At 63.0% G+C, this 17,990-nt stretch carries 15 protein-coding genes and 1 tRNA gene; 11 read left to right on the top strand and 5 right to left on the bottom strand.

Going from position 1 to position 17,990, the window contains the following annotated elements:
• Nucleotides 1-18 precede the first annotated feature (18 nt).
• Nucleotides 19-1,770, bottom strand: coding sequence for an ABC-F family ATP-binding cassette domain-containing protein (locus KW832_RS05005; protein ID WP_255577493.1), 1,752 nt, complete (start codon nt 1,768-1,770; stop codon nt 19-21).
• A gap of 216 nt (nt 1,771-1,986) precedes the next feature.
• Here KW832_RS05005 and KW832_RS05000 point away from each other — a divergent pair, with 216 nt between their 5' ends.
• A complete protein-coding gene (locus KW832_RS05000) occupies nt 1,987-2,607 on the top strand; it encodes a VOC family protein (protein ID WP_055401646.1) in 621 nt (206 codons plus the stop codon).
• Nucleotides 2,608-2,760: 153 nt separating this feature from the next.
• Here the strand turns inward: KW832_RS05000 and KW832_RS04995 are convergent, their stop codons facing one another.
• Nucleotides 2,761-4,626, bottom strand: coding sequence for a M48 family metallopeptidase (locus KW832_RS04995; protein ID WP_218298477.1), 1,866 nt, complete (start codon nt 4,624-4,626; stop codon nt 2,761-2,763).
• Nucleotides 4,627-4,904: 278 nt separating this feature from the next.
• On the opposite strand from KW832_RS04995, the gene KW832_RS04990 reads away from it, so the two are divergent.
• On the top strand, nt 4,905-7,802 hold the full coding sequence (locus KW832_RS04990) for a valine--tRNA ligase (RefSeq protein WP_218298478.1): 2,898 nt from the start codon (nt 4,905-4,907) through the stop codon (nt 7,800-7,802).
• Between the two features lie 97 nt (nt 7,803-7,899).
• Nucleotides 7,900-8,787 carry a UTP--glucose-1-phosphate uridylyltransferase GalU gene (gene galU, locus KW832_RS04985; RefSeq protein WP_055401640.1) on the top strand — a complete coding sequence of 296 codons (888 nt, stop codon included), beginning with the start codon at nt 7,900-7,902 and terminating at the stop codon, nt 8,785-8,787.
• A 99-nt stretch (nt 8,788-8,886) separates the two neighbouring features.
• Here the strand turns inward: galU and KW832_RS04980 are convergent, their stop codons facing one another.
• From KW832_RS04980 to cysM, 3 genes are all read right to left on the bottom strand, one after another.
• The gene (locus tag KW832_RS04980; protein WP_010459874.1) at nt 8,887-9,114 is read right to left on the bottom strand and encodes a sulfurtransferase TusA family protein; all 228 of its coding nucleotides are present in this window, start codon (nt 9,112-9,114) and stop codon (nt 8,887-8,889) included.
• 5 nt (nt 9,115-9,119) lie between these two features.
• Nucleotides 9,120-9,698 carry an NUDIX domain-containing protein gene (locus KW832_RS04975; RefSeq protein ID WP_055401638.1) on the bottom strand — a complete coding sequence of 193 codons (579 nt, stop codon included), beginning with the start codon at nt 9,696-9,698 and terminating at the stop codon, nt 9,120-9,122.
• A gap of 98 nt (nt 9,699-9,796) precedes the next feature.
• A complete protein-coding gene (cysM, locus tag KW832_RS04970) occupies nt 9,797-10,699 on the bottom strand; it encodes a cysteine synthase CysM (protein ID WP_055401636.1) in 903 nt (300 codons plus the stop codon).
• A gap of 40 nt (nt 10,700-10,739) precedes the next feature.
• On the opposite strand from cysM, the gene KW832_RS04965 reads away from it, so the two are divergent.
• The 8 genes from KW832_RS04965 (at nt 10,740) to KW832_RS04930 (ending at nt 17,616) form a co-directional block, all read left to right on the top strand.
• Nucleotides 10,740-10,824 (top strand) — tRNA-Leu (locus KW832_RS04965).
• A gap of 176 nt (nt 10,825-11,000) precedes the next feature.
• Nucleotides 11,001-12,218 carry an integrase arm-type DNA-binding domain-containing protein gene (locus tag KW832_RS04960; RefSeq protein WP_218298479.1) on the top strand — a complete coding sequence of 406 codons (1,218 nt, stop codon included), beginning with the start codon at nt 11,001-11,003 and terminating at the stop codon, nt 12,216-12,218.
• 16 nt (nt 12,219-12,234) lie between these two features.
• Nucleotides 12,235-12,945 (top strand): hypothetical protein, encoded by a 711-nt coding sequence (locus tag KW832_RS04955; RefSeq protein WP_218298480.1) that lies wholly within the window; start codon nt 12,235-12,237, stop codon nt 12,943-12,945.
• 174 nt (nt 12,946-13,119) lie between these two features.
• Nucleotides 13,120-13,446, top strand: a complete 327-nt coding sequence (locus tag KW832_RS25870; protein ID WP_218298481.1) for an AlpA family phage regulatory protein — start codon at nt 13,120-13,122, stop codon at nt 13,444-13,446.
• Between the two features lie 4 nt (nt 13,447-13,450).
• Nucleotides 13,451-13,738, top strand: coding sequence for a hypothetical protein (locus KW832_RS04945; protein WP_218298482.1), 288 nt, complete (start codon nt 13,451-13,453; stop codon nt 13,736-13,738).
• A 244-nt stretch (nt 13,739-13,982) separates the two neighbouring features.
• On the top strand, nt 13,983-16,385 hold the full coding sequence (locus tag KW832_RS04940) for a DUF3987 domain-containing protein (RefSeq protein ID WP_218298483.1): 2,403 nt from the start codon (nt 13,983-13,985) through the stop codon (nt 16,383-16,385).
• A gap of 242 nt (nt 16,386-16,627) precedes the next feature.
• On the top strand, nt 16,628-16,936 hold the full coding sequence (locus KW832_RS04935; protein ID WP_218298484.1) for a hypothetical protein: 309 nt from the start codon (nt 16,628-16,630) through the stop codon (nt 16,934-16,936).
• On the top strand, nt 16,933-17,616 hold the full coding sequence (locus KW832_RS04930) for a hypothetical protein (RefSeq protein WP_218298485.1): 684 nt from the start codon (nt 16,933-16,935) through the stop codon (nt 17,614-17,616). The genes KW832_RS04935 and KW832_RS04930 overlap by 4 nt, the downstream gene beginning before the upstream one ends.
• Nucleotides 17,617-17,990 lie beyond the last annotated feature (374 nt).

Here is a 17,990-nt window from a genome sequence, read left to right as displayed (position 1 = left end):
CGCACTTCGCCGGGCGTGTCAGGCAGCGTCCAGCGTGGCATCCAGGTTCCAGCCTTGCGGCTGCCAGGCCCACACCACATCAGGCCCAAGCGCACGCAGGAAGGTGACGTCGTGCGACACCACGGCCAGCGCGCCCGTGAAGGCTTGCAAGGCAGACTGCAGCGCTTCGATGGCATCCACATCGAGATGGTTGGTGGGCTCGTCGAGCAGCAGCATTTGCGCGGGCTCGCCCGACCACAGGGCGCAAGCCAGGGCGGCCTTGATGCGCTCTCCACCGCTGAGCACGCCCTCAGGCCGCTGCACTTTGTCCGCACCCAGGCCAAGCTGGGCCAGGTGCGTGCGCAGCGCCGCTTCGGGCAGGGGCGTGCCGAGCGCCTGCAGGCGCGCCAGCACACCGTGCTGGGGTGGAAGCAGGGCGGCGTTGTGCTGGTCCAGCCAGGCGGCCCGCACACCCCGCAACACCCGCCCCGCAGTGGCCAACGCAGGGTTGGCAATGGTGCGCAGCAGGCTGCTTTTGCCGCAGCCGTTGGGCCCAGTGATGGCGATGCGGATGGGCCCGTTCCAGACTCCATGGAGCGGAGGAAAGCCGGGCGGCGCATGCGTCACATGCACCTGCTCGAACGCCAGCACCTGCTTGCCCGCAGGCACGGCGCTTTGGGGCAGCACCAGCGCCGTAGCGCCCCCTGCAGGAACACGCTGAGCGGCCTCGCGCACCGCATCGTTCAGCCGCTGGCGCTCCTGCTGCTGCCGCTCGTGCTCGCGACCCGCGTGGGCCTGGGCGTTGTTCTTCTTGCGGTCCAGCAGGACGGATGCCTGGTTGGCAGCGCGGCCGGCCTCGCGCCCCCGCGCGGCGCGGCTCTGCTGGGCATCGTGCTCGCGCTGCAGCGCCCGCATGCCCCGCTCGCGCTCGGTGCGCGCGTGGTCCAGCGCGGCCTGGGCAGCAGCAGCCTCGGCCTGGCGCTGTGCCTCGTACACGGACCAGTTTCCGCCGTAGCGCTGCAGCCCCGCTGCAGACAACGCAACCATGTTGTTCGCCATGCCCAGCAATTCGCGGTCGTGGCTGGCCACCAGCACGCCACCGCGCCACTGCGCCAGCGACTCCATCAACCAGCGCCGACCCGGCCGGTCCAGGTGGTTGGTGGGCTCATCCAGCACCAGCAGATCGGCGCCCGACAGGAATGCCCCCGCCAGCGCCACGCGCATGCGCTCGCCACCGCTAAGGTGCTGCGCCGCGTGTCCCGGCGGCAGGTGGCCCAACCCCAGCGCGTGCAGCGCCTGCTGCCATTGCGAGGGCAGGTCCCACCGCCCGTCGGCCAAAAGCAGATCATCGGGCGAGCCCCTGCCCGCTTCCAGTCGGTCGAGTGCACCCAGAACCGGGCCCAGGCCCGCAATATCGGCGACGGTGGCCGAAGGGGCTGCACCGACCTCCTGCGCCACCGCGTGCACGGAAGGGCAGCCCGCCACCACACCGCTTGCAGGCTGCAGCATGCGCTGCGCAAGCTGCAAGAAAACGCTTTTGCCAACGCCGTTGGCGCCCACCAAGCCGGTCACGCCTTGGCCCAGGGCCACATTCAGCGGGCGTGCCCACAGTGCCTGCCCGTCAGGCAAGCTGAATGTGACGTCGTGGAACTGAAGGACAACGGGACCCGCAGACGAAGCCGCACTGCGGGGGGCGGCAATAGAGGGCCGAGGAGGGAAGGCAGCCGTCGAGGCTGCGGCAGCGCTGCGGCTGCGATGGGCGGAATCGCCCGGCATTGAAGGTGTCGCCATGCAAAAGCACTCCAGACAAGACATACAACCGCCTGGCCCGGCAATGGGCAAGCAGGAAGGAAAGGCTTGAGGGGCTTACAGGCGCATCGGACGAATACCTCAGGGGCAAAGAAGGACGACTGCGGAATGTACCGCAATCCCGGCCCTCAAAAAATTAACTTAACGTAAATCAATTACGAATAGTAGAATCGCAAAACCGATTTGAGGAGACTCTGCATGAACGCCATCCTGAAACCTGATCTGGCCACCCTGCCCCCGCCCGCGCCCATCCAGCAACTGCACCACTACGCCTACAAGGCGCGTGACGCTGAAGAAACGCGCCAGTTCTATGAGGACATCCTGGGCCTGCCGCTGTACCACATCATCCAGAGCGACTACGTGCCGAGCACGGGCGAATACTGCCCCTACACGCACTTCTTCTTTCGCCTCAAGGACGGTTCTTTCATCGCCTTCTTCGACCTGGGCGACGACGTGAAGGCAGAGCCCTCGCCGAACACGCCGCTGTGGGTCAACCACATTGCTTTTCGCGTGGACACGGTGCAGGAGCTGGAGAACACCAAGAAGCGCCTGGAGGCCCACGGCATCGAGGTGCTGGGCGTAACGGACCACCACATCTTTCACAGCATCTATTTCTTTGACCCGAACGGTATCCGTCTGGAGCTGTCGGCCCAGCTGGCCGACGAAGAACAGATGGCCAAGGACAGCACCGTGGCCCACGCCCGCCTGAACGAGTGGACGGCGCGCAAGGAGCAGTGGCGCAAGGAGCGCGCTGAAGGCAAGGCGGTGGAACCGCTCAAGCCGCAGCAGAACGACCGGCCGGAGTTCGTCAAAGGCTGACAAGCTTTTGGCGCCGCCACGTTGCACACCCAACGTGCAACGTGGCGTCAGCGATAAAAATACAGATAAAAATAGCCTCCAGCGCTTTACCAACAAGCGCTAACAGCTATTTATTTGGTAGCAAAATTCCACCAACCACTCCAGCGGTAGCAATCAGCCTTCCTGAGGCTGTTGCTGCTGCGCCCGCATGATCTGGTGGCGCTGCCAGTAGGCCCCCACCACGGCGTTGAACTGGTCCTTTTCCTTGGTGAGGCCAGACAGCTTGATCTTGCTGGTCTTGGCGCCCAGGCCCAGGGCGTTCTTCTCGGGGTGCGTCACGACCAGTGCATTGCCAAAGCTGCTTTCCTTGAATTCCAGCGCCTTGATGGCGTCCCAGAACACCGTGGTCTCGTCGGCCGAGGTGCGGATGCCGTCGATGCTTACCTCCACCGTGTTCTCCCCCTTGAGCGCAAACACCACGGGCGGAAAGTAGCGCAGCACCAGCGCGCGCTCTTCGTCGGTGGCGGGCTCGTAGCGGTAGGCCAGGCTGCGTTCATGGTCTTGCGCAAACTGCTGTTCGTAGTCACTCCACAGGCGCTGCTCGATCGCGTCCGCCGTCAATATCTCCTGCACCCAGGTGGCAGCGGGCGTGCGCACGGCGATGGCACCGTAGTCCTGCTCTTTCAGCGCCATGCCCACGTTGCGCAGGCGCTCGGGCATGGCGGGGTGCGAGTCAAAGGGGTGCGGCACATTGGCCGTCTTCATCGCATCCACAAAATCGCTGGACGCCGCATAGGGCGCCAGCCCCTGGGCCACAAAGCGGGCGATGCCCAGCGTGGTGGTGTCGTGCCGCTCATTGCGGCCAAACAGCTCGTCCTCGATCTTGAAACGGTATTGCGCGTAGGCCGCGATCTTGACCAGCGACTGCGCAATGGCCGCTGGCGAGATGAGCTTGGCAGCGATGCGGTCGGCCTTGAACTCGCGCTCGCGGCTGTCGCGCGCCAGGGCAATTTCGAAGATGGTGCGATACAGGTCCAGCACTGGCGACACCACGGCCGAGAGCCCCCCGCTGCGAATCGCATGGCGGTAGTGGTCAAACTGCACTAGCTTCGGGCCCAGCCGCGCGCTGCTCTGGGTGTCGCCGCCGCGCAGGTGGGCCAGCTCGTGGCCAAACACAGCGTCGGCCTCGGCCTGGTCGAGGATGCGCAGCAGGGGCAGGCTGACAAACAGGGTGCGGCCCGTGAGCGTGTGGTTGCCCACCGTGAGCGGCGCCTCGGTCACGAAAAAGTTGGCATCGATGCCCGCCACGATGTTCTTCGGAGGCTCGGTCTTCAGGCGCTGGGCCATGTGGCGGATGCGCTTCCAAAGCAGGGGCGCATCGTCTTCGGACACCAGCTCGCCCACGGCATGGTTGTCAGACTGCACGCGCTTGAAGATGCCCGCCACCGCCACAAACACACCCACCGCCACGGCCAGCCCCACGACGATGATGAGCTTGGGCGAATACTTGTGAAAGAAGAACGCCGTGACCCAGAACGACAGCCACACCGCCATCGCCCCCTGCACCACCAGCGCGGCGGCACTGGCCCAGGTGGTCAGGCGCCAGCCCGCGACAAAGCTGGTGTACTGCAGCGTGCGGTCGGCAAAGGCCAGCGCGCCCAGGCCCAGCACCGCCACCAGCAGCACGCCGCTGGCCACCAGGGTCCAGAACGACACGACTCGCGCCATGTGGAACTGCCACACGTCGGAATAGCGCTCACACAGGGCTTCGCGGTAGTCCTGCGCGTCGGGGTCGGTGCTGCTGCAAATGGTGGACGGCGGATTGCTGCGGTAGTAGTCCTTGCGCGCCTGCTTTTCGGCGGGCGGCATGCCCTTTTCAGCGTCGATGCGCTGGCTGATGCCGGCCACAAAGTTCGCGTCCTGGTCGCGCTGCGCGTAGACGGTGAACCCATAGGTCAACGCCGGGATGAGAAAAAGCGCCAGCAGCGCGTAGACAAAGACCTTGGCAAGGCCCGCGCGGAGTGCGGATGGAAGATGCATGGATGGGACCGATTGGTTGTATGTTTTTGACCCGGGCAATGCGTGGAGCCCGCCCCCCTCTCCAGGGGCCCTCTCGCTCCACCGGGCGGGATTATCAAGACGCCACGGCGGGCAGGTCGAGCGACAAGGTAACAATTGGCGAGAAATGCCCGACAGACGGAATGCCGGTGGGATGCGAGCGCAGGGGAAGACCGGCTGGCGCTCCCGTAAAATGCCCGGTCCACCCTCTTGACCGTTGAGGCGCGCCCTGTGCCTGCCTCTTCCTTCTGCCAAACCCCATGAGCACGCCCCAAGCACAACCCGGCCTCGACAGCCTGTCCAAGTCCTTTGAACCCGCCGCGCTGGAAGCCCACTGGGGCCCCGAATGGGAAAAGCGCGGGTATGGCACCGCAGGCCACCGTGGCACGGGCCAGCCCCAGGCGGGCGAGCCCGCCTTTTCCATCCAGCTGCCCCCGCCCAACGTGACGGGCACGCTGCACATGGGCCATGCGTTCAACCAGACGATCATGGACAGCCTCACGCGCTACCACCGCATGCGTGGCTTCAACACCGTGTGGGTGCCGGGCACCGACCACGCGGGCATCGCCACGCAGATCGTCGTGGAGCGCCAGCTGCAGGAGCAAGGCATCAGCCGCTACGACATGGGCCCCACCCCCCCCGAGGCGCGCAAGAACTTTGTGAGCAAGGTGTGGGAGTGGAAGGAAAAGTCCGGCAACACCATCACCACGCAGATGCGCCGCATGGGCGACAGCGTGGACTGGGGCCGCGAATACTTCACCATGGACGACAAGCTGAGCGCCGTGGTGACCGACACCTTCGTGAAGCTGTACGAGCAGGGCCTGATTTACCGCGGCAAGCGCTTGGTGAACTGGGACCCGAAACTGCAGTCCGCCGTGTCTGACCTGGAAGTCGAGAGCGAAGAAAAGGACGGCTCGCTCTGGCACATCGCATACCCGCTGGCCGATGGCTCGGGCAGCCTGACGGTAGCCACCACCCGGCCTGAGACCATGCTGGGCGACGTGGCGCTGATGGTCCACCCTGAGGACTCACGCTACACGCACCTCATCGGCAAGATGGTGAACCTGCCGCTGTGCGACCGCCAGATCCCGGTGATTGCCGACGACTACGTGGACAAGGAGTTCGGCACGGGCGTGGTCAAGGTCACCCCCGCGCACGACCAGAACGACTACGCCGTGGGCCAGCGCCACAAGCTGCCGATGATCGTGGTGCTGACGCTGCAGGCCACCATCAACGAAAACGCCCCGGCCAAGTACCAGGGCATGGACCGCTTCGTGGCCCGCAAGGCCGTGGTGGCCGACCTGGAAGCCATCGGCGCGCTGGTGGAGGTGAAGAAGCACAAGCTCATGGTGCCGATTTGCACCCGCACCGGTCAGGTCATCGAGCCCATGCTGACCGACCAGTGGTTCGTGGCCATGAGCAAGGTCAGCGAGCAGGACCCCACGGGCAAGAGCATTGCGCAAAAGGCCATCGACGCCGTGGCCAGCGGCGAAGTGACCTTTGTGCCAGAGAACTGGGTCAACACCTACAACCAGTGGATGAACAACATCCAGGACTGGTGCATCAGCCGCCAGCTGTGGTGGGGCCACCAGATCCCGGCCTGGTACGACGAAGACGGCAACGTGATCGTGGCCCGCACGGAAGCGGAGGCGCAGGCCAAGGCCCCCGGCAAGACGCTGCGCCGCGACGAGGACGTGCTCGACACCTGGTACTCGTCCGCGCTCGTCCCGTTCAGCACCATGGGCTGGCCTGAACAGGGCGACGCACCCACCGACGACTTCAACCTTTACCTGCCCAGCACCGTGCTGGTCACGGGCTACGACATCATCTTCTTCTGGGTCGCCCGGATGATCATGATGACCACGCACTTCACCGGCCGCGTGCCGTTCAAGCACGTGTACATCCACGGCCTGGTGCGCGACGCGCAGGGCAAGAAGATGTCCAAGTCCGAAGGCAACGTGCTCGACCCCGTGGACCTGATCGACGGCATTGCACTGGAGCCCCTGCTGGACAAGCGCACCACCGGCCTGCGCAAGCCCGAGACCGCGCCCACCGTGCGCAAGAACACGCAAAAGGAATTCCCCGAGGGCATTCCGGCCTATGGCGCCGATGCGCTGCGCTTCACCTTTGCAGCGCTCGCATCGCTGGGCCGCAGCATCAACTTTGACAGCAAGCGCTGCGAGGGCTACCGCAACTTCTGCAACAAGCTCTGGAACGCCAGCCGCTTTGTGCTGATGAACTGCGAGGGCCAGGACTGCGGCCTGAAAGAGCACACCAAGGAAGAGTGCCAGCCCGGCGGCAGCGCCCACGGCTACATGCAGTTCAGCCAGGCCGACCGCTGGATCAGCTCGCTGCTGCAAAAGACCGAGGCCGAAGTCGCCAAGGGCTTTGAGGAATACCGCCTGGACAACGTGGCCAACACGATCTACGACTTTGTCTGGAACGAGTACTGCGACTGGTACCTGGAGATCGCCAAGGTGCAGATCCAGAACGGTACCGAAGCGCAGCAACGCGCCACGCGCCGCACACTGATCCGCACGCTCGAAGCCATCTTGCGCCTGGCCCACCCCATCATCCCGTTCATCACCGAAGCCCTGTGGCAAGTGGTGGCGCCTGTGGCCGGAATCCCCGGCGAATCGGTCAGCATCGCCCGCTACCCGCAGGCGCAAGTGGACAAGATCGACGAGGCTTCAATAGCCCACATGGGCCGCGTGAAGGGGCTGGTGGACGCTTGCCGCGCGTTGCGTGGCGAAATGAACGTGTCCCCGTCCACCCGCCTGCCGCTGTACACCGTGGGCGACACCGACTTCATGCGCGGCGTAGGCCCGGTGCTGCAGGCACTGGCCAAGCTCAGCGAGGTCAAGGTGTTTGACGACGAAGCCGCCTGGGCCGCTGCCGCGCAGGCAGCGCCTGTGGCCGTGGTGGGCGAAGCTCGGCTGGCGCTGTACATGGAGATTGACGTGGCCGCCGAGAAGGCCCGCTTGTCCAAGGAAATCGCTCGCATCGAAGGCGAAGTCGCCAAGGCCAACAACAAGCTCTCGAACGAAGCCTTTGTGGCCAAGGCCCCACCGGCCGTGATCGACCAGGAAAAGAAGCGCATCGCTGACTTCGGCGCCACGCTGACCCGCCTGCGCGACCAGCTGGGTCGCCTAGGCTGACAGAACATAAGTGAAAGGCCGGGCGACTCTGGCCTGACACTTGCATATCCACGACGACCACAACACCCCGAATCCCTGTCTTCACTCAAGGAGTCTCATGACTGTTGCCACCACCGTTCGCAAAGCCGTATTTCCCGTCGCTGGCCTGGGCACCCGTTTTCTGCCCGCCACCAAGGCGTCTCCGAAGGAAATGCTGCCCGTGGTTGACAAGCCGCTGATTCAGTACGCCGTGGAAGAGGCTTATGCCGCTGGCATCCGCCACATGATCTTCGTGACCGGCCGCAGCAAGCGCGCCATCGAAGACCATTTCGACACGGCATATGAGCTGGAGGCCGAACTCGAAGCCGCCGGCAAGAAGGAACTGCTGGCGCTGGTGCGCTCCATCCAGCCCGACGACATGGACTGCGCGTTCGTGCGCCAGCCCCGCTCGCTGGGCCTGGGCCACGCCGTGCTGTGCGCCGAGCCGCTGGTGGGCAAGGAGCCCTTTGCCGTGCTGCTGGCCGACGACCTGATGGTGGGCCCCCCAGGCGGCCAGCCCGTGCTGGCCCAGATGGCCACCGCCTTCCGCCAGCAAGGCCGCTCGGTCATCGCGGTGCAGGAAGTGCCGGAAGACCAGGTCCACAAATACGGCATCGTGGCCGGCGAGCCCGCTGGCGGCCCGCTGATCCGCATTGAACGCATCGTGGAAAAGCCCAAGGCCGATGTCGCCCCCTCGCGCATGGGCGTGGCCGGCCGCTACATCCTCACGCCCGGCGTGTTCGACGAGATCCGCAACCAGCCACGCGGCGTGGGCGGCGAGATCCAGCTCACCGACGGCATTGCCCGCCTGATGCAGCACGAAGCCGTGTACGCCTTCCAGTACGAAGGCAAGCGCTACGACTGCGGCAGCAAGGAAGGGTTTCTGGAAGCGACGGTGGAGCTGGCTTTGCAACACCCGCAGGTGGGCGCGCAGTTCCGGGAATATCTGAAGACCTTGGCGCTGTAAGCCACAGTCCGGGCTCACAGTGGAAGCGCCTCAAACGCTTCCAAATTAATAGCTGCCAGCGCTTATCCATAGAGCGCTGGCAGCTAATTTTCCTTCAATCTACCGACGACGCAGGATGTGGATGTATTCCTCGCCCACCGTCTGCTGCTCCACCAGTTCGTTGCCCGTCTGCTTGGCAAACGCCTGAAAGTCCCGCAGCGACCCGCCATCGGTGGCCACCACCTTCAGCAACTGGCCGCTGGCCATGTCGGACAGTGCCTTCTTGGCCTTGAGGATGGGCAAGGGGCAGTTCAGGCCCCGGGTGTCGATTTCTTTGTGAATGTCCATGGTCGTCAATCCTTTGGCGGCTGCGGCGGTTGTTCGTCCAGGCCGCGCCGCCGTTCTGCATTTTCTTCAGCGGTAAAAAACACCGGCTCGTGCCCCTTGGTGCGCAGCCAGTCGGCCAGCGCGTAGCCCGTGCCCGCAGGCCAGCATTTGAGGTCTGCCAGATCGTACAGCCGGTAGTCCACCAGCTCGGGCGATAACTGAACCTGCCCCGTGGCCACCACATGGTAGGCAATGATGATCTGGTTCATGCGCAGGAACTCATAGGCGCCCACCAGGGTGGTGGACTGCACGTCGAGGTTGGTTTCCTCCTTCACCTCGCGCGCAATGCCTTCCTGGGGCGACTCGCCTGCCTCCATGAAGCCGGTGATCAGCGCGAACATCTTGCCCGGCCATGCCGCGTTGCGCGCCAGCAGCACCTTGCCGTCGATCTCGACAATCGCTGCCAGCACGGGCGTGGGGTTGTTCCAGTGGGTCCAGCCGCAGGCGGGGCAGCGCAGCCGCTCCTTGTCGCCTCCGTCTTCGGCCAGGGTGATGGGCTGTAGCGCGGTACCGCAGTGGGTGCAGTGGCGGACTTCGTAGTGCATGGTAGAGCTATTATTTTTATAGCTGCTAGCGCTTATCCATCAAGCGCTAGCAGCCAATTTCATTAAAACCTTCGAACCCGGCAGCCGGCGGCCGCCTGTCACGCAGGGAACACACCGGTAGACAGATACCGGTCGCCCCGGTCGCACACGATGAACACGATGGTGGCATTGCTGTCGCGCGCCGCAATCTGCTGCGCCACCCAGCACGCGCCTGCGGCCGAGATGCCTGCAAAGATGCCCTCTTCGCGCGCGAGGCGGCGGCACATGTCTTCGGCGCTGTCCTGGTTCACATAGACCAGCTCGTCCACCGTGCTCGGGTCATAGATCTTGGGCAGGTACTCTTGCGGCCACTTGCGGATGCCCGGGATGCGCGAACCCTCTTCCGGCTGCGCGCCAATGATCTGGATGGCCGGGTTCTTCTCTTTGAGGAAACGCGACACCCCTGTGATGGTGCCCGTGGTCCCCATGGCGCTCACAAAGTGCGTGATGCGCCCGCCCGTCTGCTCCCAGATCTCGGGGCCGGTGGTTTCGTAATGGATGCGTGGGTTGTCGGGGTTGCCGAACTGGTCGAGCACCTTGCCCTCGCCGCGCTTTTGCATGGCCTCGGCCAGGTCGCGTGCGTGTTCCATGCCGCCGCTCTTGGGCGTGAGCACCAGTTCGGCACCAAAGGCCTTCATGGTCTGTGCGCGTTCGATGGACAAGTCTTCGGGCATCACCAGCACCATGCGGTAGCCCTTGATGGCCGCCGCCATCGCCAGCGCAATGCCGGTGTTGCCCGACGTGGCCTCGATCAGCGTATCGCCGGGGCGGATGTCGCCACGCTCCTCGGCCCGGCGGATCATCGACAGCGCGGGCCTGTCCTTGACTGACCCGGCCGGGTTGTTGCCCTCCAGCTTGCCCAGCACCACATTGCCGCGCGCCGCGTTGTCCTTGGCCCCAATGCGCTGCAAAGCGACCAGAGGGGTGTTACCCACTGCATCTTCAATCGTCGGATATTTCATGCGCCCTACTGTGCCATAATTTGGGGCTTCACGAATTCCAGCCCGGGTGGTGAAATTGGTAGACGCAGGGGACTCAAAATCCCCCGCCGCAAGGCGTGCCGGTTCGATTCCGGCCCCGGGCACCATCTAATGCTCTCAGATAGCATCAAGACGGATCAAACCCGCTACATCTCATAGGTGTAGCGGGTTTTTCTTTGCCTCACGTCATCTCAGTGACTACCATGACATACCAACAAAACGTTGGTATCTGTGCAGGTATCTGGAAATACCACCGCCAGAGATACCAACAAAAGGGGCATCCATGGCACTGACAGATACCTTCGTGAAGAACGTCAAGCCCGCCGGGTCCAAAGCGGGCGAAAAGCACGCGGATGGCCAAGGGCTGTATCTCCACGTCAAGGGCGTCGGCAAGTACTGGCGGATGAGCTACCGCTTCTTGGGAAAGCAAAAGACCCTGGCACTGGGTGTGTACCCCGCGATTTCGTTGGCCAAGGCACGTGCGCGCCGAGACAAGGCCCGTGAACTGCTGGCTGACGGGATTGATCCCAGCGCCGCCAAGCGCGAGGAAAAGCGAGCCAAGGCGGAGGCTGCCGCCCACACCTTTGAACTTGTGGCGCGCGAGTGGCTGGCCAAGACTGCAGGCGGGCGAGCCAGCACCACGCACAACAAAATCACCTCATGGCTTGAGAAAGACGTGATCCCCTCTATTGGAGCCATGCCAATGTCTGCCATAGGCCCTCGGGACGTGCTGGCAGCGCTGCGGAAGATGGAGGCACGGGGCGCGCTCGACAGCGTGCACCGCGTCAAGCAAGTGACCGGGCAGGTGTTTCGCTATGCAGTGGCCATTGGCGCTGCCGAGCGGGATGTAACGCAGGACCTCAAGGGTTCGCTGGCCAAGCCCGCCCCAAGCCACTTTGCTGCCATCACCGATCCCAAACAGTTGGGAGAGCTGCTTCGCTCCATATTCACCTACAGCGGCCACCCTAACGTCGTGGCCGCTCTGCGGCTTACGCCGCTGGTGTTTGTGCGCCCGGGCGAGCTACGGACCATGGAATGGGGGGAGGTTGATCTGGAGACAGCAGAGTGGCGCATCCCAGGCATCAAGATGAAGATGAAAACGGACCACATCGTTCCGCTGTCTAACCAAGCGCTAACGCTGGTACGCGGCATGCACGCAGCCACCGGCCACGGGAAGTATGTTTTCCCCAGCTTGCGAACTGGCGAGCGGCCCATGAGTGAGAACACCATCAACGCCGCTTTGCGCGGCATGGGCTACGCCAAAGAGATCCATAGCGCCCACGGTTTCCGTGCTACCGCACGCACCATCTTGGACGAAGTTCTCGGCGAACGCGTTGACCTGATAGAACACCAACTGGCGCATGCCGTGAAGGATGTGAACGGGCGAGCGTACAACCGCACAGCACACTTACCTGCTCGCCGCGAAATGATGCAACGCTGGGCGGACTATCTAGACAAACTTCGTCTCGGCTCCAACGTGCTGCAGTTCAAGACAGCATAAATCAATAGGTCACCAGATGAACTTGAAAATCATGAGCGATTGGGAGGCTACGCGGCTGGCTGATGTCCTTTCGATCGCGGAGGCGGCCTGCTGCATAGTGGGCGTACCCACTACTCGGCTTGGTGACAACACTGCGACCGAGCCTTATTTGCAATCGTCGAACTGGGAAAGTCCGGGTAGTGACGAGGTCCATTCAGTCTTCACGCGTGTGGTGCATGCGTTGACCAACTCTATAAAGACCGGGAAGCTGCAAGCGGCGAAAGAGATCAAAGGCAGCCAGCCAGATACTCACGCCATGGGTGAAGGGGCCCAAACTGTTGATGCCATCGATCCATGGACTTCGCTGATTGACGTTGATGCGCTGAAGCGATGGCTTATTTCTCGGAACCTTAGACCTCCATTCTTTTTTCCAGATGAAGAGGTGCACAAGGGTGAGCCTGACTACCTGAACCCCAAACACCCTCGCTATTCAGGGAGACTGGCTGCGGCAGTGAACGCTTGGTTGGCGGTCACAGATACAGAAGGCACAAGTCCCAAGAGGGCGCTGGAGAAGTGGCTGCGTGAACACGCAGCACAGTACGAGATGACGAATGAAGAGGGCAACCCTATCAATCAGACAGTTGAGGTGTGCGCCAAGGTAGCGAATTGGGACAGAAACGGCGGTGCGCCTAAGACGCCGCAAAGGCAAAGCCTCCCACCGATTAAGCGTAACCCACCCACCCCCTGACACCCGCATGCTTACTAGCGTGACGGGTTTGGCACGCTCATGCGAATGCAATTCGGAATGGAAAGGCCCCCTGTCAACTAAGGAATTAGGGGTGAGTTTTCTGAACCCGCCCATCTATTCGGGCCCAGGCGGACCGAACACATTCGTGCTATCCCAATCACAGGACGGCACGCCATGTCAAATCCCCCCAAGCGAGTGCAGACGGCTGCTACGACAGCAATTGCAGACACCCGGTCCAGCCAGCCGCTGACCATTACCCAGTCACTCTTCGACACCCTCCCCGACAGCGCATTCATCCGCGAATCGCAGTTGGTGCAAAGCCCCAAGCGTCCCGGCCTCCCTGCCCCATTGCCCTTCAGCGCACCTACGCTATGGCGCATGGTCAAAGCAGGTAGATTTCCTGCTCCCATCAAATTGTCGGATCGCATAACCGCCTGGAACGTGGGCTCCGTACGCGCGTGGATTGCCAGCCACAACGCGAAGCAACAGACGGGGGGCTAGGAACATGACCAAGCCCCAAGACATTCTCGCCCTGGCGCAAGCGGCCCTCCACTACGCCCAGGCCGCGGCCCACACCCAGCACTGCAAAGATGTGCTGCGCAGTGGCTATATCGACTGGCGCATTGCCACCGGCCACCAGCGTACCCATCTGGCGCGGGGTGATGCCAACTGGCAGGCGATGATGGCAGCTACCGCTGATAAGTACCAGCACCTGCGAAACGCCAAGAGCCGCCAGTACCGGGCACAGCACAAGCTGCTTGCACTGGCAAGGAGCTGGGAGGGCGTGCTGTGATTCAAAAGAAAACGCCCGACCCCACCAAAGCAGAATCGAGCGCCCCAAACAACGCGCGGTCTACCGCCACCAGCAAGGATTTCAACGCCCAGCACAGTGCCTATTCCCAGCACGGGCACAGTGTGCACGGTGTGACAGTACCGAGCGGCCCCTTCACCTACTGGGCCGAACGCTGGGGGCTCGTGCGCTATCTCCCCAGGCTTCACACTGCGGCGCTGTTCCTCGCACAAATTGGAGGGCGGCTGTGATCACTGCCATTGACCAATTCCGATCCGCCATCGCAGCGACTGGCCTGGCTCTCCCCGAGGTGATCCACGGCGACGGCGCATTGCACCGCTACAGCAGCAACGGCAAGCGTGACGATCAATCGGGCTGGTATGTCTTTCACGAAGATGGCGACTTGTCCGCTGGCGCGTTCGGCTGCTGGCGCGCAGGTGTGTCACAGACCTGGGGCGGCAAGGAGGTGAACACGCTCACGCCAGCCCAACGCGGCGCCTACCAGCAGCGCATGAAAGCCGTTGCCCGGCAGCGCGAAGCCGACAAAGTCCGGCGCCAGGACGATGCTGCGGTGGCCGCGGCACGGCGGTGGGAGGCCGCTGCCCCGGCCCCGGTCGATCATCCCTACTTGGTACACAAGGGCGTTCAGCTCCACGGTCTTAAGGCCGAGGGCGACGCGCTGCTGATCCCACTGCGCGACGTGTCCACTAGCCTGCATAGCGTTCAGACCATTGGCATCAAGGGCGACAAGCGCTTTCAGCCTGGTGGGCGTATCAAGGGCTGCTACTTCGGTATTGGCAAACCTAAGAGCATGTTGATCGTGTGCGAAGGCTTCGCCACTGGCGCATCCCTCCATGAAGCTACAGGTCACGCGGTGGCCTGTGCGATGAACGCCGGCAACCTACTTGAAGTGGCCCAGGCGCTGCACAGCAAGTACCCGTCCTTGCACATCGTTGTGGCTGCTGACGATGACTGGTGCACAGAGGGAAATCCGGGACTGACCAAAGCTCGTGAGGCCGCGCTGGCCGTGGGAGGCAAGCTGGCCGTGCCCGTCTTTGACTGCAACCGTCCGGAAGGCGCGACCGACTTCAACGATCTGAGCCAGATAGCTGGAGCGAATGCAGTGCGGCGCTGTATCGAGGAGGCGCTTGCAGCCAGCGCCAACGAGGTTTGCAACGGCTGGCCTGAGCTCCAACCTCTGATTGCACAGATCGCCCCGGAGGACTATCCGCTCGACGCCCTGCCTGACACGGTGCGCAGTGCCGTTCAGGAGGTGGCGGGGTTCGTCAAGGCACCGCTACCGCTGATTACCACTTCGGCACTGGCTGCGCTCTCGCTGGCTATCCAAGCCCATATCGACGTGGAGCGCGCCGAGAAGCTCGCCGGTCCGACTGGCTTGTTTCTGCTGGCAATCGCGGACTCTGGGGAGCGCAAATCGACGTGCGACGGGTTTTTCACCAAAGCCATCCGTGACTATGAGGCCCAAGCACAAGAGGCAGCGAAACCCCTAATGCAGGCGTTCAAGTCCGGACATGACGCGTGGGAGGCGCAACGTGCCGGTCTGAGGGAGAAGGTCAAGGCGTTGGCCAAGGAGGACAAACCTTGCGCGGCGCAGGTGCAGGAACTGCACCGCCTTGACCAGGATGAACCTATCCCACCACGCGTGCCCCGACTCATGCACGGCGACGCCACGCCGGAGGCTCTGAGCCACTCGCTGGCAACCCAATGGCCATCTGGCGGCATCGTCTCCAGCGAGGCTGGCAGTGTGTTCGGCAGTCACGGTATGGGCAAGGAATCAGTCATGCGCAACCTATCCACGCTGAATCAGCTGTGGGACGGTGCGACACTGGTCACAGAACGCCGTTCCTCGGAGAGCTACACCGTTCGAGGTGCTCGTCTGACCATGGCCTTGCAGGTTCAGGAGGCAACCATCCGGGCCTTCTTCGACAACTCCAAAGGGCTGGCACGGGGCACTGGCTTTCTGGCCCGGTTCCTTGTAGCCTGGCCCCGCTCTACACAAGGCACGCGGAAGTTCACCGAGGCCCCCTCGAACTGGCCGGCCCTGGCGGCCTTCAACAACCGACTGATGGTGATCCTGCAGCGACCGGCCCCGATAGTCGATGGCGCATTGACCCCGACGGTACTCAAGTTGTCCCCGGACGCCAAGGCAGCATGGATCTTGTTTCACGACGCGATTGAAATTGAGCTGTCCGCCGGGCGGGAACTCTACGACGTGCGCGACGTGGCCAGCAAAACGGCGGATAACGCGGCACGCCTTGCAGCTTTGTTCCACACCTTCAACGGAGCTATCGGGCCAATCGGCCTGGACGCGATGGAGTCAGGAGCACGGATCGCTGCATGGCACCTGCACGAGGCGCGGCGCTTCCTGGGAGAGCTGGCGCTGCCTGCGGCACTGGCGAATCCGATGCGGCTGGAAACGTGGTTGCTGGACTATTGCCGACGCGAGAAGACCGCTGTCGTTTCCACACGAGACGTGCTGCGTGGTGGACCAGGAGCTTTACGCGACAAAGCTGCATTCATTGGGGCCGTCAGCGAATTGGCAGAACTCGGACGAGCCAGGCTGATGCAGGACGGTCGCAAGAAGCTGGTTCAAATCAACCCAGCACTGTTGGCGGGAGCATCCATATGAGCTTGTCCAAACTCATCCAGAAGGGCGGATTGCGTGGACTTGCGACTGCGACACCAGCGACAGTCGCGACAGATCGGCCGCGCGTCTTGCCGACTGTCGCAACTGTCGCAACTGTCAATGTCGCAACTTCCCCAGACATTGCCGCAAACGATTCAGCAGCCCAAACGAAGAGCCTGGTTTCGGCAAAGGGAGAGACTGCCTTCTCAGACCCTGACCGGTGGTGCTGGCCCGACGGATCGGCCATGAACACCATAGAGATTGACACGTTCACGGCGCGGCTTACGCGATTCATCGATAAGGGGCTGCCCCTGGCCGATGCCGAGGCACTGGCAGACCGCATGGACAAACGCGACCGGGAAATGGATGACCGACACCTGTGCTTGGAGTGCGTTCACCTGCGTGGTAGCACGGGGGGCCGGCATTGCGGCAATGCAGTGCTGGCGGGCATGGGCGTGCATGCGGCCCATGCACTGCTTCCGAACGACCTGACGCGCCAACCACAGCGCTGTGCCGGCTTCACCAACTTTCACGGTCAAGGGGATAACCCATGAGCAAGTCCGCCAAGAAACCCGATGCGCGCAAGAGCGACCTTTCTCCTCAGCCAGTGAGCCAGAAAGCTGTGCCATGCGCCGATGGCACAACGTCGGACGAGACCGCGCTTAGTTTCGCGAAACTGATGATTTCTCCCGAAATGGCCAGTTTCAGGGTCATCACAAACCGCGAGCGCCACGAGTTGATGGACCAACTGGATACGCCCGCATTGATCGAGGCACTGCGCCAGCAGACCTGTGCGGTGCACACGGGTGACCTGCGGACGGCGGAGGCCATGCTGATGAACCAGGCGATGGCTCTGCAGTCGCTGTTCGTGAAATTGACGGAGACCGGTTTGCAGTCGAGCCTATTACGCCAGCAAGAAACCGCGCTGCGCCTGGCGCTCAAGGCCCAAAGCCAATGCCGGGCCACGCTCGAAACCCTTGCCAACATCAAGAACCCTCCCGTCGTTTATGCCAAGCAGGCCAATATGACCACCGGCCCGCAGCAGATCAACAACGGGCCGCAGGCAGCCCCCATGGGCGCGCGGGAAAAAATTTTTGAAGAAAACAAACTGAAGGAGCTGGGCCATGAAAAGCAGCAATGGATGGACACCGGAGCGGCGGGCGCAGCAGGCGGCACGCATCAGGGAGCAAAAGCCCTGGCTGCAGTCCACCGGCCCGAAAAGCGCAGCCGGTAAAGCCACGGTTTCGCGCAACGCTTTCAAGGGGGGCCACTGGCGGGAGCTGCGTGACATGACCCGCCGTCTGAACAAGGGTCTGCAGGAACAACAGCGGTTGCTTGATCAGTTCTAACAAGCAACACAGCGACCAATGTGAGCGCGGCCCGATGACCACGCTGCAGCGCGAGGGCGTCCCGGTAGATCCGGGCTATCCCTTGAGTGTTGGCGCCGATGGAATCTTGATACCTGAGGGTTAGTGGGGCCGCGGACAAAAGCTTGCACTACCAAGAGGTAGGGCCGAATCCGAGCCGTTGAGCACTTTTGCGGGTTGCTGCGGGCAAGCAACCAACTGTCCGAAAGTTCCGAGAAGCTGGCCCCAGCGGAACGAACCG

Origin of the sequence: Acidovorax sp. sif0632 (assembly GCF_019218805.1) — a bacterium.
GTDB classification, from domain to species: Bacteria; Pseudomonadota; Gammaproteobacteria; order Burkholderiales; family Burkholderiaceae_C; genus Acidovorax; species Acidovorax facilis.
This window is presented reverse-complemented; position numbering and strand designations above follow the sequence as displayed.